Below are 19,830 nucleotides of genomic sequence, written 5' to 3'. Positions count from 1 at the left end.
CACGCCGTCGAGCCTGGCCAAAAGCGCCTAACGCAAAAGTACGGCGTCACCGATGGGGCGTGCCTCCACCAGCTGGGCGGGCCGATCCGCACTCCAGGGGAACACGCCGTCGTGCACCAACCTGGGAGCACGGGCGGCGTCCAGACCCACCGTACTGGAGGCCCAGGCCGCTGCGCCTTCCCACGGGCCCCACCCGGTAATACTGGCAGGCACCGATCTGGCCAACAGCACGAACACTGCCAGCGGCAGGAGCTCGAGTGTGGTGGCCTCCGTGCCCGACGCGCGAGCTGCAATGAGGAAGAGCCCCGTGTATCCGGAAACCGCGCCTGTGGATGCCAGAAGCACTCCGGGAGCGGTGCGGCGGTTGAGCAACCCGCAGCGGATGTCGGTTGCGGACGCACGCAGCGCACGTGCCCACCACCGCGACCCCGCCACGGAACGCAGCTGCACCAAACCCAAAGCCGCGGCACCGACCACGAGCAGGACGACGGCAAGGACTCCACTGACCCGGTGAATGGGAGACGGGAGCAACGCCAGCACGGCCACCGCAAGCGCCAGCTGCACTGCCTGCCCGGCGCCCAGCTCAACAGCTCCGACCACAGCACTTGCTATAGCGGCGACGAGCGAGGATATCTCGACTACCCGACGCTCGACTTCGCAACCGTGGAAAGAGCAGCAGTGCAGGCGGAACTGTGGCAACCCAGCCCGCCCATAGCCCGTAGCCCAAGGGAGGCTCACCCGTCTTGGACGGTTTAGGTCGAGGTGCGGGGGATGGTTTCCTCCCACTGCTTCCGTGTCACCAATTCCTCGTCGCCATCGCCAACTGTGGCCCAGGCACTGATGCTGTTTGTCAGCACGTAGTCCTCGGCCGTGGAGCCGAGCACCGACTCGGTTTCCAGGCGTGCGCACCATCCGGCGTTGGAAAGCTCGATGAACCAGGCAGAACGCGCCTGTCCGCTGAGCGGGTCCCCCTCACGGATCGTATAGGTCTCGCGGCTAAACTCGGTGAAGACCAAACCATCTGGGTACTTCCGCGAACCCCCGTAACCCGGATCAACATCCAGCGTCCACACACCGGTCTCGATGTCATTGTGCACGCTTCGTTGGGAGGTTGCAATGTATTTTTCGTCGACCTGAACGCCCTCGTTGCTGAGGTAATCCACCGGTAGCCGCGGGGGCTGCTGGGGCTCTCCAAGCCCTGTCCCCACCACCAGGCCGTCGGTGGTACGGGCCTTCTCGATGGCCTCCCGCAGTCCGCCACCGGGCTCCTCCTGGTCCCCAAAGAGCGGAAGCTCCAGGGAGCTGGCGGCCAGGTCGATGGTCAGGGTCGCCTCGACCGCCGAGGGCCAGATCCACGGCCAGTAGTTGGATGAAAGTGCAAGACGAAGCGTGTGCCCGGCGGGCACAACATAGCCCACAGCCACCAAGGCGAAGTCCACCTCAACGAATTCGCCCACGGGCAGAGGGACAGTTTTTTCCCGGCCTTCGCGCTTGTTCAGGTTCAGCACCCCGCGGGTCACCAGCGTCGATGCACCATCGGGGGCGACGTCGCACAGCCTGGCAATGATGTTGGCCTCAAGTGCATCGGATGACAAGCGCAACCGCACCTTGGCGTTGCCCAGGATCCCGGTGTCTTCGGCCAAGGCCCTGAAATCTATGCAGGTGGAGCGCCCGTCCTCGCTGCGCTGGTCCGGAGGCAGGTCGGTGGCGTTGCCGAAGGGGAAGAAGCGCCCTGCGTCGGCCCCGGTCTGCTGGGGGCTACGCACCGTTGCCAACCCTTTGGACGCCGGCGTCGAGCAGCGGCCCTGCGACAATGACTGCTGCTGTCCGGTGACTTGATGGGCGGGCCAGCCGTCGAGGCCTAGCCATGCGCCCCTGCGCTCTTCGTAGTACGTTGCCGGCCGGTCGCCCTCAGGCAGGTAGGCAAGGAGCCCAGGGCCCTGATCGGCACCGTTGTTCCTGCCCTTGAGCCATTTGTCCCACCAAGCCAGGGTCTGCCCCAAAAAATCGATCCCCGGACCCGGCGCATATCCGCGGTCCGGGTATTGGTGCGACCAGGGGCCGATGATCCCGCGCACCGGGCCATCAAGATTTTCCAGCAGTCGCAGCACCGTGTCACGGTAGGGATCGTGCCAGCCGCCCACTGCCAGCACCGCTGCCTTAATAGAGGAATAGTCCTCGCAGACGCTCCCCTGGCGCCAGTAGTCGTCGCGCTCCTGGTGCCGCAGCCATTGGCCGGTCATCGCCTGGGTTTTTTCCAGCCGTTCACGCCATTGGCCGATCCAATCCTCCCCCACGATCTCTGGCCGTGGCGGGCGGGCGTTGAACGCGAACATTGTCCCGCCCCAGGAGGCCATGTCGATGCCCAGCATGGCTCCGCCCATGTAGTGCACGTCGTTGTCATACCGGTCGTCGGTGGAGCATACGGTCACGATGGCCTTCAGCGCCTCAGGGGCGTGCCCGGCCATCTGCAGTGAATTGAATCCGCCCCAGGATATCCCGAACATCCCCAGGCTTCCGGTGCACCACGGCTGGGCGGCGATCCAAGCGATGACCTCCAGCCCGTCAGCCTGCTCCTGCTCGGAGTATTCGTCGACGAACAGACCACCCGAGCTTCCAGTGCCGCGGATGTCCACACGCACCGATGCGTAGCCGTGGGCGGCGTAGTACGGGTGGCGCTCGTTGTCCCGTGGAGCAGTCCAGTCGTCGAGTCGGTACGGCAGGTATTCAAGCAGCCCCGGAACCGGCGTGGACTCCGAGTCCACAGGACGCCAGATCCTGGCGTGCAGCCGGGTCCCGTCCGACAGCTCGATCCAGGCGTCCTCGGTCAAGATTTCTTGCGGTGATTCGACGTACTTCATCCAGTTCAGGCGTCCTTCCATTTGCGGATGCGGTGCCCGTTGCCGGGCTCTTCCCACCCGCCTTCAGGGTCATCTTTCCAAGTCTGTTCCTCTGCCGGGGCCGACGGCAAGTCAAGGTCGCCAGGTTCAATCACCGAGGCGAGCAGGGAGGCCGAGTAGGGGTGGTTGGGCCCGGCAAGGACCGCATCTACGGGCCCGACTTCCACCATCCGCCCGTTCTTCATGACCACCACCCGGTCTGCGACATCGGCAACCACCGCGAGATCGTGGCTGATGAACAGCGTGCTCAGCCCGTGGGTGCGCTGCAGCCCGGACAGCAGTTCCAGGATGTCGGCCTGCACCGAGACATCCAATGCCGTGGTGATCTCATCGGCAATGATCAAATCCGGGCCCGCAGCCAGGGCCCGGGCGATGCCCACGCGTTGACGCTGCCCTCCGGAGAGCTGTGACGGAAGCCGCTTACCGAAGCTGGCCGGCAGGCCCACCTCGGTCAAGAGTTCCTCCACGCGTGCCTTCTCCTGCGAACGCGGGACGGTGCCAAAAAGGCGCAGCGGGCGCTTGATCGCCGCGGCCACCGTGCGTCGCGGGTTCAGCGATGTATCGGCGTTCTGGAAGATCAGTTGAACCATCCTGCGCAGTTCCAAGCTGCGTTTGGACACCGGTTCCCCAAGGTCGCCGCCGGTACGTCCGGAACCGCCGCCCTCGACGCGCAAGCTTCCGGAGGTTGCGCCTCTGAGCCCGGCCAAGGTCCAGGCAAGGGTGGACTTGCCGCTCCCAGACTCCCCGACCACTGCCAGGGTTTCCCCCCGGTGGATCTGTAGGTTTACGGAATCGACTGCAGGGGGCCCGCTTGGGTTGTAGGAAATGGTCACGTCCTTGCAATCGACAAGGACTTCGTTCAGCGACGGGTCCCCAGACTCCGGGACGGGCCTGCCAGCCCCGGCGCCCCGCGTCTTGAGTTTGGGCACGTCGCGCAGGAGCTCACGGGTGTACTCGGCCTGCGGACTGCCAAACAACGCGGCGGTTGGCTGGTTTTCCAGGATCCTTCCGTTGCGCATGACCGCCACGTCATCGGCCATGCCGGACACCACTCCGAGGTCGTGGCTGACGATCAGCGTTGCCGTCTGCAGTTCGTGGCACAGGTCCTTGATCAGCCGCAGCACGGCCGCCTGTGTCACCACATCCAGGGCGGTGGTTGGTTCGTCAAGCACCAGAACGTCGGGTCTTGCAGCGATGGCCATGGCGATGCTGACGCGCTGCTGCTGGCCGCCTGAGAGCTCATGGGGGTATCGCCTGGCCATGTCCTTGACGTTGGGCAGGCGCACCTGGTCGAGGGCCAGCAGCACCTGGGAGCGGCTGGCGGACATGCCGTGGCTGGTCAGGGCCTCGTGCACCTGGGCGCCGATCCTCATGGACGGGGTCAGTGCCTGCCCGGCGTTCTGAGCCACCAGCGCGACGGTTCCCCCGCGCAGGGCGCGCAATTCGGCAGGGGGAAGAGCAAAGACTTCTTGGGTGCCCACCCGCACCGTACCGCCGATGACTTTGGACCCGGCCCGCAGCTGCGCCAACAAGGTTCGTGCCACGGTGGATTTTCCGCTGCCGGACTCCCCCACCAGTCCGAAGGTACGGCCTGCGGCAATGCTGAAGGAGACGTCCCGAACCACCGGCACCAGAGCATTGCCGGCGGCATAGGAAATCGACAGGTTCTCCACGGACACGGCCGCGCCGGCGGGGGCCGGCGCCTGGACCGGACCGCTTACACTTGCATCGATGCTCATTGCACTCCTGTCATGGCACGGTCAACGCCGAGCTTCTTGCCCAGTCCGTCGGCTGTCAGGTGCAGCCCAATCACGAAGGTCGCCAGCGCCACGATGGGCCCCAGGGTGGCCAACGGCACCACTGTCAGGGCCGTGCGGTTCTCAGCGACCATCAGCCCCCAGTCCGGGGCCGGCGGGTTGGCCCCAAAGCCCAGGAAGGACAGCGAGGAAATCAGCAGAACCACCCAGCTGGCGCGCATGGCATATTCAACCAGGACGACGTCGAGCACGTTGGGAAGGATCTCGCGCACAACGATGGGACCGGCGTGCTCGCCGCGGGCCTTGGCCGCGGTGACGTAGTCCAAGGAGCTGACCGAACGGGCCGCGCCACGCACCACGCGGGTGACTGCCGGGGTGTAGACAACCACCACGGCCAGCACGATCACCCACATTCCGCTGCCGAAGACGGCAACCACAACCAACAGCGCCAGAATCGTCGGAACCGAGAGGATTGCATCGACAACGCGCATCACGACGTCGTCGATCCAGTTGTTCAGGAATGCGACCAGGCAGCCGAGAAGCGCACCAGCAGCCACGGCGATGGTCGTTGCCAGGAAGGTGACAAGCAGTGCGTAGCGGCCTCCGTTCAGGGTTCGGGAGAGCACGTCGCGTCCGTACATGTCCGTCCCCAGCCAGTGTGCCGCGGTGGGGCCCTGCAGGGCGGCGTCGGAATTGCTCGCGATGGGGTCATAGGCAGAAATCCACGGGGCCAGGAATGCCAGGAGCAGGTTGATGGCGATCAGTGCGATGCCGATGATGAACACCGGTCCGGCGGCACGGAGCACGGATTTCATAGTTGGATCCCTTCTCCGGCGGCTGCGGCTTGGGAACCGGCGGCCTTTGCCTTTGCCTTGTGACTGGAACCCTTGGCCAGGCGCTGACGCGGATCAAGGAGCATCGCTGTGAGGTCGGCAAGCAGGTTGCAGGCGACATAGACGGTGGCCGAGACCACTGCCACAGCTTCGATGATGGGCAGATCGCGGTTGAAGACGGCCTCAAGCATCAGATTGCCCATGCCGGGGTAGTTGAAAATGTTCTCCACCACGACCACGCCGCCGAGCATCCAGGCGATGTTGATGGCCACGACGTTCAATGTCGGCAGCAGTGCCGTGGGCAGGGCGTGGCGCAGGACCACCCGTGATTCCCGAAGTCCCTTGAGCTGGGCGGTGGTGATGAAGTCGGAAGTCATCACGTCGATGGTCGAGGTGCGGGTCATCCGGATCACGTACGCGGCCATCGCCAGGGACAGCACTATCACCGGTAGCCAGATACTGGGGAGCAGTTCAGCCACGGTGGCGTTGGGCCCGTCGAGCACCACGGCCGGAAACAGTGGGATTCCGATCGCGAAGGCGAGCACAAGCAGCGCACCCATCATGAATTCGGGAATGCTCATGGCAACGAGCGAGAGCAGGGAGATGGAGTTGTCCTGCCACTTGTTCCGGCGCAGCCCGGCAAACACGCCGAGCAGGATGGAGAGCGTGACGGAGATCAGCACGGTCGGTATTGCGATCAGCAGTGTGTTGCGAAAGTGCAGCAGCAAGGTCGGGCCCACCGGGTCGCCGGAAACCAGCGAGGTGCCGAAATCCCCTTGGACAGCGCCGAAGAGCCATTGGATGTACCGGATCACCACCGGGGTGTCCAAGCCCAGTTCGGAACGCATCTGGTCAATTGACTCCTGGGTCGCGCCGCGCCCCAGGATCTGCTGGGCCACGTCGCCGGGAAGTGCCTGGATGGCCAGGAAGACCAGCAGCGAGGCAAGGATGATGGTCAGAACAGCGCTGCCCAACCGGCGGATTATTAGCCTCGTCATGATTTCAGTCCGATCTTCATATAGTCGAACTCGAAGCCGAACTCCGAGTAGTTCACGACCTCCTTGGACAGCCCGACCAGCCGGTCCCCAAACATGGGGGTCATGTCCGCGCCGTCGTCGATGATTACGCGTTGGGCATCCTGGTAGATGCCGCGCCGCTTGGCGTCGTTCATTTCACCGCGTGCCGAGACCAGCAACTGGTCGAATGTCTTGTTCGACCAGGCAGACTCATTGTAGGAAGATCCTGAGCGGAAGACTTGGTTGAGCAGCTGGTCAACGGGCCGGCCGGTGAACCAGTAGCTGACCGAGAGCGGCTTCTTCATCCAGATCTCGGTGTAATAGGAGTCCGACGACGCGCTGGTGACGGTGAGCTTGATACCTGCCGCCTTCACCGCGTCGGCATAGGCAACGGCCATCGGAGTGAACACCGAGTCGTAGGAGGAGGTGTAGATGGGCATCGTCAGCCCCTCGGCGCCGGCCTTCTTAAGCAGCGACCTCGCCTTGTCCGGATCGTATTCTCGGGTGAAGTCCAAGTGGTCCGCGTAACCCGGCGGCACCGGGTTGTCCCATCCGGTGCTGCCGTTGCCCTGCAGCGCGGTGGCGACGATGTCTTTCGGGTTGTAGGCGAGTTTCATGGCTTGGCGAACCAGCGGGTCCGAGAACTCCTTGGAGGTTGCAAGCATCGGGATCGTGTACCACTGGGCGTCTTTGGCCCGGGCGATCGTCGCGTTGGGCGAGGATGCCACGACGCGTGCGGTGGCGAAGTCCAGGTTGGTTTGGCTGATGAGATCGATCTGGCCGGCCAGCAGGGCGTTGACGCGGGCACTAGTGTCCTGCACAGAGTAGAAATCAATGCCCACAAGGGCCGGCGCCCCGGCGAAGTGGTCTGCAAAGGCCTCCACCGCGCCGCGGCCAGCCGGTGTGAATTCACTGAGTTTGAAGGGCCCGGTGCCGATCCCGGATGTGCCGATCGTTGCGGCCGAATCTTCGGGGATGATGTAGCACTGGTAGGCGGTGAGCAAGGAAGGGAATTCGGCGTTCGGCGAGGTCAGCTTGAAGACCACTGTCTGCCGGTCGCGGGCGGTGACCCCGGAGGCCTCGAGTATTGGGGACAGCACCCCGGCCTGGGGGGGAACCCACCTCGGGATCCAGGATGTGGCCGAGCGTGTAGACGACGTCGGCGGCGGTGAAGTCCCGCCCGTCGTGGAAGAGCACCCCACTGCGAAGGTTGAACGTCCAGGTCTTGCCATCGGGTGTGGAAGACCATTCCGCGGCCAGGTCCGGCACCGTGACGCCCTTGTCGTCCAGCTTGACCAGCCGGTTGTAAATGGCGCCAAGGTATTCATAGGCTGACAGAGAGCTGGCGGGATCAAGAGTTTCGGCGGCGGAAGCGGCGGGGCGGGCTATGCGCAGCCTGCGTCCCGGCGCCGGCACTCCCGTGGCGGCCGCCATTGGTATTTCGGCCACCTGCGAGGCGCTGCCGCAGCCCGTCAAGCCTGCCAATAGCGTGCCGGCCCCGAGCAAAAGCCCGCTGGTAAGAATGGATCGACGGCCGATTGAGTGTATGTCTGACATGTCTGCTCCTCATCCGGGTGATCCTCGAACACTAGTGCTCTGCTTCCTGAAGGGCGAGAATGTTAAGCGGCCCTCGACGGCCTGGCAGGCGTGCCATCGGCGTTGAGCGTATACTCCCGTTCCCGGGGAGGCACCCGGCACGGCCTGACAAGGATCCCCGTATTGTCATGTTGGTTTTCGGCCAATTGCTGCTCAACCTGCTGGCCGCACGCCGTCGAACCTGGCCGAAAGCGCATAACGCAACAGGACGGCGTCACCAATGGGGCGCGCCTCCACCAGCTGGGCGGGCCGGTCCGCACTCCAGGGGAACACGCCGTCGTGCACCAACCGGGGAGCACGGGCATCGCCGATAAAGATGGGCGCCACCACCAGCTGGAGCTCGTCCGCCAAGCCTTCGGACAGGAACTGCGTGTGGATCTTCTCCCCGCCCTCGACCATGAGCCGCCGCACCCCCCTGGCGTAGAGGTCCTCGCTCAGCTGGGCCATCCCAACCTGCGGGCCGCCGTCCACCACGGTCGCCACGGCGCCAAACCGTGCTCGGGCCTGCTCCACGCAGTGACTGGGGCAGTACAGCAGCTTGGCCGCCGCGCCCGTGGTGAAGAATTCCGCGGAGGGGTCCAGCCGTGCTCCGTTGGTCACCGTGACTTTTATGGGCGACGGCGGCTGCCCCCGGTCGGTGCGTGCCTCACGTCTGGTTTCGCTGCGTACCAGTAGCCGCGGGTTGTCCCCGCGGACGGTGCCGGCGCCGATGAGGATCGCGTCGCTGGAGGCCCGCACGGCGTCGACCCGGTCAAAGTCGGCAGCGTTGGAGAGCAGCAGGCGCTCGGTGGTGGCGTCGTCAATGTAACCGTCGATCGACATGCAGCAACTCAACAACGTATACGGACGTTCAGGCATGAGTACCCCCTTCGTTGCCGTGCTGCGCCGGTTCGGGTGCCGGTACTGTTGCCGTGCCTCGGCGACGGGCTCGGTCCACTAGCAAAACTGCGGCGCCCGGGAGGCATGCGGCGAAGGACAGCACTCCATAGACGACGGCGACGCTCACCCCCTGCGCAGCGCCCAGTCCCGCCGCACTGAACGCCCAGGCCGCTGCACCCTCCCGCGGTCCCCAACCGGCAATGCTGGCAGGCACCGACATGGCCAACAGCACGAACACGGCCAGCGGCAGCAGCTCGAGTGCGGTGGCGTCCGTGCCCGACGCGTGGGCCGCAATGAGGAAGAGCGCCGAGTATCCGGCAACCGCGCCAGTGGATGCCAGAAGCACTCCGGGAGCGGTGCGGCGGTTGAGCAGTCCGCGGCGGATGTCGGCTGCGGACGCACGCAGCACACGCACCCACCACTGCGACCCTGCGACGGAACGCAGCTGCACTAAAACCAGAACTGCTGCACCGACCACAATCAGGACGATGGCAAGGACTCCGCTGACCCGGCGAATGGGAGAAGGGAATAGCGCCACGACGCCCACCGCAAACGCCAGTTGCACTATCTGCCCGGCGGCGCGTTCCCAGACGACAGCGCGCAGCCCATGCCCCACTCCCCCAGCCTTGTGCCCCTGCACCACGCCCCGATCCACGTCACCCAGCACACCGCCGGGCAGCACGGAGTTCAGGAATTGCGAGCGGTAATAGGATGCAACAGCGCCCCGGAATGGAATCTTTTGGCCCAAAGCGCCGGACACCAGTCGCCAGCGCCACGCGCTGCAAAGGGTGGTCATGAAGATGATGGCGGCAGCCACCGCAAGGGTCCGGCCGTCCACTGCCCTGATGCCGTCAAGGAACGGGCCGGTGCCCAGTGTCCAGAACAGCGCGGCCAGCACCGCGACGCCGCTCAACGGCTGCAGCCACCTCCATGCAGTCCTCCACCTGTCCATGTCAGTCCGCCGCCTGCTGGATCACGGCCTGCTCGAACCCGGCCTGTAGCGGCAGTAGAACCTTGGACACTCGATCGGCGGCAGCGTCCCAGTTCTCCAGTTTTTCCCGCCGTTCCATGGCTGCCCAGCGCAGCGAACTGCGGAGTTTCACGTCCCCGAACCACCGGCGCAGGGCGGCTGCGAGCGCGCCCGGGTCATCGGGTGGAACGAGCAGCCCGGGAACCACCCCGGAGGCGCCCCGACCCATAGCTTCCGGTATGCCGCCCACATCCGTGGCTATTACTGGAATCCCGCGGGCGAGTGCCTCGGTGACCACCATGCCGTAGGTTTCGCTGCGGGAGGCGAGCGCTAAAACGTCTGCCGCTGCATAGCGGGCGGACAGCTCCGCTGCCTCCAGCGCGCCGGTGAAATGCACACGGTCCGCAATCTCGCTCTGCTTCAGCTGTTCGCGCAGCTCACGAGTGAAGGCGGGGTCGAGATCCAAGGCCCCCGCACAGGTGCACTGCCATTGACGGTCGGCAACTTGCAGCAACGCGCTCAGCAGGGTTTCGTGGCCCTTGGCTGCGCTGATCGACGCAACACACAGCAGCTCTCCGCCATGGGCTGTCCCTCGGGCTGGCGGGGCCGCATCAGTTCCGGGTTCGACGACGGCGATCCTCCCCGGAGCCACGCCATGCCTATCGACGATCAAACGTTTCGTCCAGAAGCTCGTGGCGACTACGGCTGCCGCGCACCGCAGGACTGAGCGTTCCAGCGTAAGCCCGGTGCCGGCGTCGTGCGTGGCGGCGAAGAGCATGTGGACGAGGACCACCACCCGCAGGCGGCCTGCGTGGAGTGGGACGCTGGGGCTGGTCAGGGCAATGAGTCCGTCGATGAGCACCAGTGCGTCCTCGGGCAGGCCGGTGAGCAGGGCTGCGAGCGCGTTACCATCGCCGTGGCCGGGGTGGGGCCACCTGCCGGCAACCGGGTACTCCACCACGTGCCAGCCGAGGGCGGTCAGTCCGGTGGACAGGCGGCGGTCGTACACGTTGCCGCCGCTGGGCCGGGCAGGGTTGTCAATGCCGGACGGGACAAGAAAGTGCACCGTGGGTTTGCCAGCTGTGGGCCTGTCAGCGGTAGGCCCGCCAGCTGTGGCAATCGGGTCTGCGGTCACAATGCACGCTCGTAACCCGCCCACGCGATGTGCGATTCGTGCAGCGTCACCATGATCCCGGCCAGCCCCAGCCCAGCCGGTCCGAATGCACCGGCGTGGATGCGCTCAGCCAGCCTGTCCGCGATGGACTTGGCGAGCACCTCGGTGGTGGTGTTGATGCCGACAAAGTCGGGCTCGTCGTCCAAGTTGTGGTAGCTCAACGTCTCGACGATGGCGCGCAGTTCCGTTGCCGCCAGCCCGATGTCCACCACGGTACTGTTCGCATCGAGTGTTTCGCGCTTGAACGTGGCGTCGATGACGTACGTGGCCCCGTGCAGGCGTTGGGCTGGACCGAAAGCCTCGCCGTGGAAACTGTGGGCGATCATCATGTGGTCGCGGACGTTCACGCTGAACATGATCTCAACCTGCTTTCCTGGATTCGGCGGGGCGGTATTCGGCGGGGCGGGACTCACCATCGGCGGAAACCTCCGCGTAGGTGATCGTGTGGCACAGTGCTGGCAGTTGTCTGTCCGCCAGTTGCTGCATGACCTGCGGCAACTGCGCAAATGGTGAGGCGCCGGTGAGGAGCGCGTCGAAGGCGGGGTCACGAAGCAGTTCCAGGGCCAATTCGAGTCGCTGTCCGGTGGTGCGGTTGCGGCGGCGGGCCGGGGCCACGGCACCCACCTGGCTGGAGCGGATGGCCAACCTGGCCGAGTGGAAGTTCCCGCCCAGGGCCAGCGTGACCGGAGCGTTCCCGTACCAGCTCAAGTCGATCACCTCCCCTTCCGGCGCCAGCAGCTCGAGCGCCAGCTGCAGTCCAGCGGACGTGCCGCTGGTGTGAAATACCAGATCGCAGGCGGCGCCGATGTCGTTCCCGTCTCCCACCCCTGCTGCAGGGCCCGCATCGACTGCATCGCCAGCCATGGCAAAGCCAACGCCCAGGGCAGCCGCGACGGCCGCCTTGGTGGGATCGACGTCGAACATGGTCACTTCCACCCCAGGGATCTGGCCCAGCAGCCGGGCCGTGCAGCAGCCCACCATGCCAGCGCCAACCACCGCGATGCGGTCCCCCACCAGCGGCGCCGCATCCCATAGTGCATTGACGGCCGTCTCCACAGTTCCGGCGAGGACGGCGCGGCGGGCGGGCACGCCGTCGGGCACCACATGGACGGCGGCGGCCGGTACCACATAGGCGCTCTGGTGCGGGAACAGGCAGAACACGGTTTGGCCGAGCAGTGCGGCGGGGCCCTGCTCCACCACGCCGACGTTGAGGTAGCCGTACTTCAGTGGCCCGGGGAAATCGCCGTCCTGGAACGGGGCACGCATCGCGGCATACTGGCTGGCCGGGACGCCACCTCGGAACACGAGCGACTCGCTGGCGCGGCTGACCCCCGTGTGCAGCGTGCGGACGAGGACGTCATCCGGACCCGGCGCAGGGAGCCTTTCGGCACGAATCTCACCGCTGCCGGGACCGCGCAGCCAGTAGGCGAATGCGTCAGCGTCCACAGAATTCACATCCCCGGCTCGGATTCCGGAGCCACCCCCGGTTTTGCCCCTATCCTAATACTGTTGCGTCCATCACCTAGGAGGCTCCGTGCGATCGGCTCAACGCGGCCCCGCGGCCGGACTGCTTTCCCAGCTCGCGCTGTTGGCTGCGCTGGCGCTGTCCGTTGGCCTCGATGCGCCGGGTTGGGGTGTTGGCGCCGCGTACGCCGTCACGGTGTGCGTGTTGCTTTCAGCCGGAGTCCGCCGCCAAGGCCGCGGCTTTGGCCCGGGCGACTGGGTCACCCAACTGCGCGCCGTCCTGGTTGGAGGCGCCGCCGCCCTGGTCGCAGACTCCTTCACCGGTTTCGTGCCGCTCACCCTGCTGGTGGTGTTCGCTTCCCTCACCATTCTTTTGGATGCCGCCGACGGCTGGCTTGCCCGCACAACACGCACGACGTCGGAGCTGGGCGCGCGCTTTGACATGGAAGTTGACGCTTTCCTCATCTTGGCGATGAGTGTGTACGTGGCTCCACGGATGGGTTGGTGGGTGCTGTTGCTGGGGTTGGCTCGGTATCTGTTCCTCGCGGCCAACTGGTTCCTACCCTGGTTGCGGGCCTTCTCTCCGCCGCGTTACTGGTCAAAGGTGGTGGCGGTGGTCCAGGGAGTGGTACTGACCGTGGCTGCCGAGGACGTGCTCCCCCGCCCCGTCGTCCTTGGTGCTCTACTGGTGGCATTAGTGTTGCTGGCCGAATCATTTGGTCGCCAAACGTGGTGGCTGTGGCGGCACCGGAAGGAGTACCCGGGCACTGTGCATGTGCCTGCCGTGGTGCCGACGGTGATGGCCGCCGCTGCTGTCTGGGGTGTGTTGGCTCTGCCGAGCAGTGTTTCCGAGGTCACTGCTGCTGTTTTCCTCAGCATTCCTCTGGGGGCGCTGCTGTTGGTGGTGGCCGCACTGTTGCTGCCGCGGCGTTGGCACCGCGCGGCGGCCATTATCGTGGGCGGTCTCCTTGGCCTCTTGTTGGTCCTGAAGGGCTTGAACATGGGCTTTCTGAGGGTTTTTGCACGTTCCTTTGACCCTGTGAACGACTGGTATTATCTGGGTCCGGGTGCTGGGGTTTTGGGTGACTCGATCGGCGCTGCCGGGGCGCTCGCCGTCGTTCTTCTGCTGGCTATTCTTGTTGCTGGCGCCCTAGTGCTGCTGCCGCTGGCCGTCCTGCGACTGTTTCGGGTGACGGCCACCAACCGCCATGTCTCCGCCCGCACAGTTGGAGCGTTCGGCCTTGCCTGGGTGCTGTTCACCGTTGTGGGAGTGCAATGGGCTCCCGGGCAGCCCCTGGCTTCGTCCGGTTCAGCAGTGTTTTTGTCGGGCCAGTTGGGGCAGTTGCACCACAATCTCAACGACAACGGCACCTTCGCCACCGAGATTGCGCCCGACCCGTTTCAGGACCTGCCCGGAGACAAGCTGCTAGCCGGTTTGCAGGGCAGGGATGTGATGCTGGTGTTCGTTGAGAGCTACGGCCGTTCAGCTGTTGAGGGGTCTTCGTATTCCCCTGGAGTGGAGAAGATGCTTGCTGAGGGGACCCATGAGTTGGAAGCGGCGGGGTTTTCTTCACGGAGCGGATTTTTGACCTCGTCGACGTTTGGCGGAGCGAGCTGGTTGGCCCATGCCACGTTGCAGTCTGGCCTGTGGGTGGACAGCCAGCAGCGCTACAACCAGCTGCTGACAAGCAACCGGCTGACGCTGAGCCGCGCCTTCTCGCAGGCGGGCTGGAGGACTGTTTCGGTGGTTCCCTCGGACACCGTGGATTGGCCGCAGGGGAAAGCCTTTTATGGCTTTGATGCACTCTACGACTCTAGAAATGTGGGGTACAAGGGGCCTAAGTTCAGCTACGCCACCATGCCGGATCAGTACGTCCTCTCCGCGTTTCAACGCTTGGAACTTACGGCTCATCCGCGTCCACCGATCATGGCCGAGATTGATATGGTGTCCAGCCATACGCCGTGGACCCCGCTGCCGCAGCTGGTGCCGTGGGAGCAGGTGGGCGACGGGACACTCTTTTCCGCCATGCCAGCGCAGGGTGATTCCCCTGAGTCCATCGCCGGGGATCCTGAAAGGGTTAAGGAACTTTATGGGGAGTCCATTCAGTATTCGCTCAACACCTTGTTCTCCTTCATCACGGCCCATGCGGATCCAAACTTGGTGCTGATCGTGTTGGGTGACCACCAGCCGCACGCGGAAGTCTCCGGCGACGGCGCGGGGCATGACGTGCCCATTTCGATCATCGCCGCCGATCCGGCGGTGCTGGGCAAGATTTCTTCGTGGGGATGGCAAGAGGGCATGCTGCCGAATGCGGATGCACCCGTGTGGCCCATGAGCGCTTTTCGGGACCACTTTTTAAAGGCCTACAGCCCGGGTGTCACGCCGGTGCCGAACCTGTCCGCGGAGCCGGGTGCCGACGTTGTTCATTCCACAGACCCACCAAGCCCAGGATGATCGCGGCAATTTCCACAGCGGCTGCGGTGAAAATGATCCAGCCAGTCCAGTGCTCGTGGACGCCGAAGAGGCCGACGGTGACGGAGACGAGGAAGGCCCCGAGCGTGGAGGCGCCAAAGAGCACGGTCAGTGCAAGCGGTATCCAGTGGCGCCATAAGAGCAGCAATACGGTGATTACCACGCCGCCGGCAAAGTTCACCAGCATGGCCGGGCCAACGATGGCCGTGTGCTGGAACACCACAATCCACTGCTCGAGGTGGATCAGGGCCGAGGCAAACACCGCAACCGCCGCCAGAATACGAATCCACATGACCTGCATCCCTTCGAAGGGGAACAGCACCGCTGAACAGGCGGGACCGGCCCGCGCCTGAGCCAAGTTTATCCGCCACCGCTGTCCCGGGTCCATGGCTGCACGGGCCGCTGTCGACACCCCTGCTGGTTAAAGCAAAAATCCCCGCCTTCACAAGGAAGACGAGGATCCGGCATACAAGCTCCCCCACCTGGACTTGAACCAGGAACCTTTCGATTAACAGTCGAACGCTCTGCCAATTGAGCTATAGGGGAATGCGGCGTTTGAGTCTTAGCAGCAACTCTCAGTTCAATTCAAAACCGATCATTTCTGCACACGAACACAATAATCGTCTCCGGTCCCGCAACGAGACCGGAGACAATTTTTGCTTTGGCTCCCCCACCTGGACTTGAACCAGGAACCTTTCGATTAACAGTCGAACGCTCTGCCAATTGAGCTATAGGGGATCGTGCAGGAACAACAATAACAAAGCCTTGCCCCGTTGTGAAATCGAGGCCCGCCTGCCCCGCTATCCGTCCCCGCGCAACTGCCTGCGGGCCGTTTCCAGCTCCATCAACTCGCGCTGCAATAGCTGGTAGCTCTCCGGATCCACCGCCGGATCCATGCGCTGTAACGCCCCCAGCCGCTCTTCCTTCAACCGGGTGATCTGCAGTTCAAAAAGCCGGCGCAAAATGTCCCGGCAGTACCGCGTGAGCGTGTCCTCCCGCGTAGCCGGCAGCGGGCTGAGCGCCAACTCCGCCACGAGCGACTCCATCTCCTCGGGCACACCGGCCCGCACCGCCTCCAGCCACTGGGATGAGGCCACCAGAGACTCCCCCGCCAACGTAATGGCCATCTGGATCGCCTTGTATGCCGGAACCACAAACTCCGTCGCCGCAAAGTGCTGCCAGTTTCCCGCCGTCAATAGCCCCGGATGCTGCAAAACCACTTCCAGCGCCTCCCGCTCCATGCGACCCTGCGGATCACGCGGATCCGGGCGCACAAAAACTGGCCGCGCCGATTCCGTCTCCGCTGCCAGGTTAGCGCCCTGCTGAGTCCCTTGTTGCTGCCCCCCGCGCTGCCCCCCGGCGGCAAAGTTCACGCGTTGATGCCCGACGTCGGAGCGCGCCCCCGCATGTCCTGGACCCTTTGCCCCAGGCTGGGTGTGGGCACGGCGTTCGGCACCTTTCACGGCCCGCAGCACCTCGTTGGGATCGGCCATGCCGAGCCAGCCGGCCAGTTCCTGGCTGTAGCCCATCCGGGTGGAGCCGTCACGGATGTCAGCCACCACGGGAGCCGCGGCACGCAGCCCGCTCACCCGACCCTCAACCGTACTCAAGTCGAACCTGGCCAGCGTGGAGCGAATGGCAAATTCAAACAGCGGACGGCGGGAGCGGATCAGCCCATGGACTGCTTCATCGCCCTTGCGCTGGCGCAGCTCGCAGGGGTCGGCGCCGGAAGGCTCCACCGCCACAAACGTCTGCGCCACAAAGCGTTGGTCCTCATCAAAGGCCTTCAGCGCCGCCTTCTGGCCTGCCGCGTCGCCGTCGAACGTGAACACTACTTCCCCGCCGGTGCCGTCGTCGGAGAGCAGCCGCCTGGCCACCTTGATATGATCGGCACCAAATGCGGTCCCGCACGTGGCCACGGCCGTGTCCACCCCGGCCAGGTGACACGCCATGACGTCGGTGTAGCCCTCCACCACCACCAGTTGGCGCTTGGAGGCAATGTTGCGTTTGGCCAAGTCGATGCCGTAGAGCACCTGGGACTTTTTGTAGAGCGTGGTTTCCGGGGTGTTCAGGTATTTGGGGCCCTGGTCGTCCTCGAAGAGCTTGCGGGCGCCGAAGCCCACCGTGTCGCCGGCAATGTCGCGAATGGGCCACATGAGGCGGCCACGGAAACGGTCGTAAATGCCGCGCTGGCCTTCGGAAAACATGCCTGTGAGCTTCAGCTCTTCAGTGCTGAAGCCCTTCCCGGTGAGGTGTTTGAGCAGGGCGTCCCAGCCCTGCGGCGCAAAACCCACGCCGAACCGTTCGGCAGCCTCGCGGTCAAAGCCGCGCTCGTTCAGAAATTGGCGGCCGGTGGCTGCAGGCGGGGTCAGCAGCTGCGCCCGGTAAAACTCCCCAGCGATCTTGTGCGCGTCAAGCAGCCGCTGCCGGCGGCCAATCTCCTCACGGCGCGGGCCCGTGCCACCGTCCTCATAGTGCAGTTCATAGCCGAGCCGGCCCGCCAGCTTCTCCACCGCCTCGGAAAACGAAATGTGGTCCATCTTTTGAATGAAGGAGATGACATCGCCGCTCTCCTGACAGCCAAAGCAATGGAAATAGCCCATTTGCGGGCGCACGTGGAATGAGGGGCTGCGCTCGTCGTGGAAGGGACACAGCCCCTTGTACGAGCCGATTCCGGCTGATTTCAGGGTGACGTAGGCGTCAACAATTTCCTTGAGGTCGGTGCGCGTTCGCACCTCGTCAATATCTTCACGTTTTATCAGGCCAGCCACACGGCCAGTTTACGTGAGATCTTGTGCTCCACGAGCACTGCGGCACCGGCCTGTGGGGAACCCATGGTGGCGAAAATCACCGTCGAAGTCCATGAAGCCACAGGCCATGTCAACCAAATAATAGATAGGATTTAGACGCCCCCAATGGAGTGGACAGGCCAGCATGAGTACCATGCCAGCGAACCTAAATCATCTCATCACACGAATTTCTGGAGGCTTCTATGTCAATCACCCACCGCAGTTCCATGGGCACCGAAATCCTGCTGGCCCGCGGCGCCCATACCAACGGGGACATGCGGCTGATCGCCTTTGTCTGCGCCGCCACACTGGTCCTCGGCGCAGTATTGACGGCCGCGCTCATGACCGTCTATTCCGTCACCGGTCCCGAACAGCTGCAAACGCTCACGGCCATGCTGCAGGGTCACGGCGCGGCCAGGTAGCATCCGCCGCCGACCGTTCCCGGTGCCAACCCAGCCTTGTTCCAGCACCCGGCTTTAGTCCGGGCGGTTACATCAGCGTCCGCTCCGCACCCACCAGTCGTTCGTGCAGCGCAAGTGCCGATACATCGGTCAGTGAGGCAATCTGGTCGATGACCACCCGAAGCCGGGCGTCGTCGTCGTCCGCGTCACGCCAGTCAGCGGCGAACATGGTCTCCAAGTGGGCGTCACCGGTGGCGTTGAGCACGGCCACCAGCTCGCTGAGCACGTCCTGCTGGCGCTGGTAGATGGGCTGGCGGTGGTCGGTGGTCATGACAAACGTGGTGGCCAGGCCCTTCATGACGGCGATTTCCAGCATGGTTTCCCGGGGCACAACGACGCCTGCCGCGTACCGCGTGAGCCGTCCGGTCCCATAGATGGCTTGGGTGGCGGCGACGGCGCTCTGGCAGAATCGCCCGATCAGCTGGCTCGTCATATCCTTCAGTGCAGCCATGGAGGCGCGGCTGCCGTCCGCATGGCGGACCCACACACGGGTAGCCTCCAGGCGCTGCAGCGCGGCGTCGATTTCGGCGGTGTCCACCTGCGGCAGGTACCACTGCTGTGTGTATCCCAAGACGCGGTTGCGCTGGTCATGGTTGGCCAGCCATTTCAGCTGCACGTGGCCGGCCACAATGGCGTCCTCCACGTCGTGGACGGAGTAGGAGATGTCGTCGGCCAAGTCCATGACCTGCGCCTCGATGCACGTCTTCCCGGCCGGGGCGAGCCGGCGCAGCCACTCAAACACGGGCAGGTCATCTGCGTAGGCACCGAACTTGCTGGTCCGGCGTCCGTCGATCAAGGGGGCGTCCGCGGCCAGCCACGGGTACTTGCCGGAGGCGTCAAGGGAGGCGCGGGTCAGGTTCAGCCCGGCTGAACCGCCTGACGGGGTCAGCACCTTGGACTCGAGACGGGTGAGCAGGCGCAGCGTCTGGGCGTTGCCCTCGAAGCCGCCGATGGTGTGCGATAGGTCATTGAGCACCGATTCGCCATTGTGGCCAAAGGGCGGGTGGCCGAGGTCATGGGACAGGCAGGCGGTGTCGACCACGTCTGGGTCGCAGCCGAGCGTGCGCCCGAGTTCGCGACCAATCTGGGCCACTTCAAGGCTGTGTGTGAGCCGAGTGCGCACAAAGTCGTCGGTGTCCGGGGCAACAACCTGCGTTTTCGCGCCCAGGCGTCGCAGCGCCGAGGAGTGCAGAACCCGCGCCCGGTCGCGTTCAAACACGGTGCGGAAACTGGTCTTCGGCTCTTCCTGCACCCACCGCTCTTGGTCATGGGGCAGGTACACGGACTGCAATTCACTCGACATGTCTCCAGCTTAGGGCCAACCCCGCACCGCCCGGGGATATTGCGCACAGGGTTGGACGCTGCTGGCCCGGCGCAGCAGCGGAGCGGATTCGAAAATTGTCAAGCTGTGTTGAGTCACTTGGCTAGTTTTTGTGGTGTTTGTGGTTTGGGTAGGTTGATGCCGACGTGTTTGGCGGGGGCTGGTGTGGTGGGTGGCCGGCGGAATCTTTCGGGGTG

At 64.6% G+C, this 19,830-nt stretch carries 16 protein-coding genes, 2 tRNA genes and 1 pseudogene; 2 read left to right on the top strand and 17 right to left on the bottom strand.

Annotated features, from left to right (window positions below; translation table 11 throughout):
- Positions 1-27: 27 nt before the first annotated feature.
- From JMA46_RS06380 to JMA46_RS06330, 12 genes and pseudogenes are all read right to left on the bottom strand, one after another.
- Complete coding sequence (locus tag JMA46_RS06380; RefSeq protein WP_207344498.1) at positions 28-600, bottom strand: hypothetical protein; 573 nt, start codon at positions 598-600, stop codon at positions 28-30.
- A gap of 152 nt (positions 601-752) precedes the next feature.
- The gene (locus JMA46_RS06375; protein WP_207344497.1) at positions 753-2,861 is read right to left on the bottom strand and encodes a CocE/NonD family hydrolase; all 2,109 of its coding nucleotides are present in this window, start codon (positions 2,859-2,861) and stop codon (positions 753-755) included.
- A gap of 5 nt (positions 2,862-2,866) precedes the next feature.
- Complete coding sequence (locus JMA46_RS06370; protein WP_207344496.1) at positions 2,867-4,639, bottom strand: ABC transporter ATP-binding protein; 1,773 nt, start codon at positions 4,637-4,639, stop codon at positions 2,867-2,869.
- A complete protein-coding gene (locus tag JMA46_RS06365; RefSeq protein WP_207344495.1) occupies positions 4,636-5,472 on the bottom strand; it encodes an ABC transporter permease in 837 nt (278 codons plus the stop codon). The genes JMA46_RS06370 and JMA46_RS06365 overlap by 4 nt, the downstream gene beginning before the upstream one ends.
- The gene (locus JMA46_RS06360) at positions 5,469-6,488 is read right to left on the bottom strand and encodes an ABC transporter permease (RefSeq protein WP_207344494.1); all 1,020 of its coding nucleotides are present in this window, start codon (positions 6,486-6,488) and stop codon (positions 5,469-5,471) included. The genes JMA46_RS06365 and JMA46_RS06360 overlap by 4 nt, the downstream gene beginning before the upstream one ends.
- A complete protein-coding gene (locus tag JMA46_RS06355; protein WP_282099548.1) occupies positions 6,485-7,738 on the bottom strand; it encodes an ABC transporter substrate-binding protein in 1,254 nt (417 codons plus the stop codon). The genes JMA46_RS06360 and JMA46_RS06355 overlap by 4 nt, the downstream gene beginning before the upstream one ends.
- Positions 7,665-7,940: pseudogene (locus JMA46_RS17440) on the bottom strand (ABC transporter substrate-binding protein); the annotation flags it as partial. The pseudogene JMA46_RS17440 and the gene JMA46_RS06355, both read right to left, overlap by 74 nt.
- A 315-nt stretch (positions 7,941-8,255) precedes the next feature.
- On the bottom strand, positions 8,256-8,960 hold the full coding sequence (locus JMA46_RS06350; RefSeq protein ID WP_207344493.1) for a dihydrofolate reductase family protein: 705 nt from the start codon (positions 8,958-8,960) through the stop codon (positions 8,256-8,258).
- A complete protein-coding gene (locus JMA46_RS06345; protein WP_207344492.1) occupies positions 8,953-9,933 on the bottom strand; it encodes a lysylphosphatidylglycerol synthase transmembrane domain-containing protein in 981 nt (326 codons plus the stop codon). Before JMA46_RS06345 ends, JMA46_RS06350 begins: the two co-directional genes overlap by 8 nt.
- Position 9,934: 1 nt before the next feature.
- A complete protein-coding gene (locus JMA46_RS06340) occupies positions 9,935-11,086 on the bottom strand; it encodes a glycosyltransferase family 4 protein (protein ID WP_348770077.1) in 1,152 nt (383 codons plus the stop codon).
- Positions 11,083-11,481 (bottom strand): 6-carboxytetrahydropterin synthase, encoded by a 399-nt coding sequence (locus tag JMA46_RS06335; protein WP_207344491.1) that lies wholly within the window; start codon positions 11,479-11,481, stop codon positions 11,083-11,085. The genes JMA46_RS06340 and JMA46_RS06335 overlap by 4 nt, the downstream gene beginning before the upstream one ends.
- A gap of 4 nt (positions 11,482-11,485) precedes the next feature.
- Positions 11,486-12,571, bottom strand: coding sequence for a zinc-binding alcohol dehydrogenase (locus JMA46_RS06330; protein ID WP_207344490.1), 1,086 nt, complete (start codon positions 12,569-12,571; stop codon positions 11,486-11,488).
- An 88-nt stretch (positions 12,572-12,659) separates the two neighbouring features.
- Here JMA46_RS06330 and JMA46_RS06325 point away from each other — a divergent pair, with 88 nt between their 5' ends.
- Positions 12,660-15,044: a CDP-alcohol phosphatidyltransferase family protein gene (locus JMA46_RS06325; protein WP_207344489.1), complete on the top strand. Its 2,385-nt coding sequence runs from the start codon at positions 12,660-12,662 to the stop codon at positions 15,042-15,044.
- Here JMA46_RS06325 and JMA46_RS06320 read toward each other — a convergent pair.
- The 4 genes from JMA46_RS06320 to dnaG all read right to left on the bottom strand — a co-directional run bounded on the left by JMA46_RS06320 (position 14,968) and on the right by dnaG (position 17,833).
- Entirely contained in the window at positions 14,968-15,354 is a 387-nt protein-coding gene (locus tag JMA46_RS06320) for a hypothetical protein (protein ID WP_207344488.1), read from the bottom strand. The genes JMA46_RS06325 and JMA46_RS06320 overlap by 77 nt on opposite strands.
- A 181-nt stretch (positions 15,355-15,535) precedes the next feature.
- Positions 15,536-15,608, bottom strand: a tRNA-Asn gene (locus JMA46_RS06315).
- A 116-nt stretch (positions 15,609-15,724) separates the two neighbouring features.
- Positions 15,725-15,800, bottom strand: a tRNA-Asn gene (locus tag JMA46_RS06310).
- A gap of 62 nt (positions 15,801-15,862) precedes the next feature.
- Positions 15,863-17,833, bottom strand: a complete 1,971-nt coding sequence (dnaG, locus tag JMA46_RS06305; protein ID WP_207344487.1) for a DNA primase — start codon at positions 17,831-17,833, stop codon at positions 15,863-15,865.
- Positions 17,834-18,054: 221 nt separating this feature from the next.
- Between dnaG and JMA46_RS06300 the strand changes: the two genes are divergently transcribed.
- Complete coding sequence (locus JMA46_RS06300; RefSeq protein WP_207344486.1) at positions 18,055-18,273, top strand: hypothetical protein; 219 nt, start codon at positions 18,055-18,057, stop codon at positions 18,271-18,273.
- Positions 18,274-18,340: 67 nt separating this feature from the next.
- On the opposite strand, the gene JMA46_RS06295 is transcribed toward JMA46_RS06300, so the two are convergent.
- Positions 18,341-19,615, bottom strand: a complete 1,275-nt coding sequence (locus JMA46_RS06295) for a deoxyguanosinetriphosphate triphosphohydrolase (protein WP_207344485.1) — start codon at positions 19,613-19,615, stop codon at positions 18,341-18,343.
- Positions 19,616-19,830 lie beyond the last annotated feature (215 nt).

It is taken from the genome of Arthrobacter sp. E3 (assembly GCF_017353415.1).
Taxonomy (GTDB): domain Bacteria; phylum Actinomycetota; class Actinomycetes; order Actinomycetales; family Micrococcaceae; genus Specibacter.
The sequence above is the reverse complement of the archived record's forward strand: the minus strand, read 5'-3'. Positions and strand labels throughout refer to the sequence as shown.